Origin of the sequence: Bacillus sp. GMs2/2 (genome assembly GCF_050172095.1) — a bacterium.
GTDB classification, from domain to species: Bacteria; Bacillota; Bacilli; order Bacillales; family Bacillaceae_G; genus Bacillus_A; species Bacillus_A cereus.
The window spans coordinates 1-2,704 of the sequence record NZ_JBNLYE010000463.1 but is presented as its reverse complement, the minus strand read 5'-3'; the positions used below and the strand labels follow the sequence as shown (position 1 = coordinate 2,704).

Sequence of the window (2,704 nt, the reverse complement as noted above, 5' to 3'; positions counted from 1 at the left end):
ATTTTGTCTATATAGCAGAACAACGAAATTACAATTAATTACTTCAATGCAATGGGTTGTTGTTGTGTCACACAATGAATCATACCGCCGTTTTTATACAACTCTCTCACATCAATACCGACTACTTTACGATCTGGGTATAACTTCTGAATCGTATCGTTTGCGATTTTATCATTCGGATCATTATAATTAGGCACTAATACAACTGTATTTCCGATATAATAATTGATATACGACCCCTTATAATCGAGAGTTTTTCCATTTTCTAAAGCAACCTTTTCTTTACTAAGCGGCAAGTATTCATACTTATATTTCTGTCCTGAAGCATTTTTTGCATCTAACAATGTATCCATATCTTTATTAGATAAACCCCATTCGGCTAGGTCATCTTCTTTCATCGTTACAATGGTAGATTTATTATGGAATTTAGCAAATCCATCAATATGAAAGTCCGTAATATCTAAATTAGGTACTCCGTCTAACCAAATAAAGTTTGATACCCCAAGGTCACTTATATATTTTTCAATTTCCTTTTCTGATAAATCAGGATTTCTATTTTTATTCGTTACTGCACTTCGAGTTAATAAAGCAGTCCCATTGCTGTCTAATTCAATTGCACCGCCTTCAAGGACAAATCCCCCCCAATCAACTCTTTCAATTCCTGATTGTTTACTAACATTCTTACGTATTTGAGCATCATTTTTATACGGTGTTTTCTTCCCCCAACCATTAAATGCTGGATCTAATATTTTGAGATTTTTATTGCTGTCATAAACAAAAATTGGTCCACTGTCCCTTGCCCATACATCATCAGTAGGCGCGATAAAGAAATCAATCTTCTCCATATTTAGCCCTTCATCTGTTAAAAGGTTATTGATTCTTTCTTTTTCTTCCTGGTCATATGCAACAATGTGGACTTTCTCACCCTCAGTTAAAGCACTTGCCATCTTAACCCAAATAGGTTCAACTTCCTTCTTATACTCTTCACCATATGTGTATTCATGTGGCCATTGCAGCCATGTACCTTCATGTTTATCTTTTTCATCTGGCATCGTATATTTCCCAGCATTTTTCTGTACCTCTACTTTTTCCCCTTCTTTCCCTTTAACATTTTCATTGTTACCCTCAAAAGAGCATCCACTAATAATCGTTGTAGATAATGTAGCTATTAAACAAAACTTTATTGCTTTTTTCATTTTTTCAACCTCCTGTTCTTGTCTTCAATAATGTAAAGCTTCACATAGTGTGAAGCTCAAGCTTTTTTATCAATGTAAAAATTACCAATTTTTCTTTGCATTACTTAACATTTAACTACCTATTTAGATTTATTCATATACAAATCACCTTTCTTACCTATTTATCCCGCTATTTATGGGCAGTAAGACCCCCCACCTCAAAATTCAGCGGAAGCAAAGAAGTTAGGTGAGGGCCCTGCTGCCCGTAAAAGCCAGATTGATGAGGGCTTCTACTCAGTGGGGGATGAACAAAGCCTCTCCACTGATTAAAGTTTCACTTTATTCAGTAAGTAAAACTTTACAAAATAAAAAAATCGGTATTGATAATTACATATCAATACCGATTTTTTATAATTATTTTCCTTCTATTAAATCATTCGCCATTTTCCTAAATTCTTGATTAAATGCATCATTCATACCATTTTGGACGTTAGAAAATAATATGACAAACGTTCGTTTATCCCAGTTAAAATTATTAAATGTGTTCCAACCAGCTAATACACCGTGGTTATGATAATAATCTGGATAAATATAGAAACTAAATCCATATTTTCTTGCAGGTGATGCAGAAAACATATCTGATACACTTTGTTTAGAAAGTAGTTTACCATCCATAATAGCTTCATCTAACTTTTTCATATCTTCAACAGTCGTATACATTTCACCACAACCATACAGCCAGTTCATTTTTAAGCGAGGTGTGGCTATTAACTTATTATCTTTTTTCGTATACCCTTCTGCTAAGAAAATATCTTCTGGGAGTGTTGCACCTATTCCAGATTCATTCATTCCAACAGGAGTCAAAATATTTTCTTTCACATATTCAGCAAGTGGTTTATTTGATATTTTTTCTACAATATATGCAAGCACCATATAATTATAATCTGTATATTTCCATCCTGTCCCTGCTGGAAATTGTAACGTTTGTGCCCCAATCCACGTTACTAACTTTAACCGTGATGCTGCGTCAACACTACCTTGTCCCTGTTCTGGTAATCCAGACGTATGTGTTAACAAGTTTCGTAACGTAATATTTTTATCTGCTGGAAACGATGGGATATATTTATTTACATTGTCTTCAATGTTCAACTTCCCTTTTTCTTTTAGTTGCATAATAGATATTGCAACAACTGTTTTCGTAATAGAACCAATGCGATATTTCGTTCTTGGCGTTGTTAATACTTGATCTTTCACATTCGCATAACCGTAGCCTTTTCGTAAAATGACATGATCTTTACTTGCTACAAGAACACTCCCATTAAATCCTTTATCTTTTAAGTACTGATCTAGTTTTCCAGCTGCAATTTCATAACGCTTTTTCTCATTCGCATCAATTTCCTGCTTAACATCTTTTTGCTTACTATTTACATTAGAAAATGCCTTTGTATCATATTTTTTCCCTTTATTTGCATGTATTAGTGTAACAACACTTCCACAAAAAACTGCAAAAATAAACAAAACGATTAACC

2 protein-coding genes are annotated in these 2,704 nt (G+C 33.7%); both read right to left on the bottom strand.

The genetic code is table 11. The features are described 5' to 3' along the window. Positions 1 to 38 precede the first annotated feature (38 nt). Complete coding sequence (locus tag ACQGS6_RS26035; RefSeq protein WP_000709180.1) at positions 39 to 1,196, bottom strand: agmatine deiminase family protein; 1,158 nt, start codon at positions 1,194 to 1,196, stop codon at positions 39 to 41. A 393-nt stretch (positions 1,197 to 1,589) separates the two neighbouring features. Continuing rightward, positions 1,590 to 2,704, bottom strand: a 1,115-nt coding sequence (locus tag ACQGS6_RS26030) for a serine hydrolase domain-containing protein (RefSeq protein ID WP_426965850.1), incomplete at its 5' end; no start/stop codon positions are given.

Excerpts from the sequence above, each read along its gene's own strand:
- ACQGS6_RS26035 (WP_000709180.1), bottom strand. The coding sequence starts at position 1,196 with ATGAAAAAAGCAATAAAGTTTTGTTTAATAGCTACATTATCTACAACG.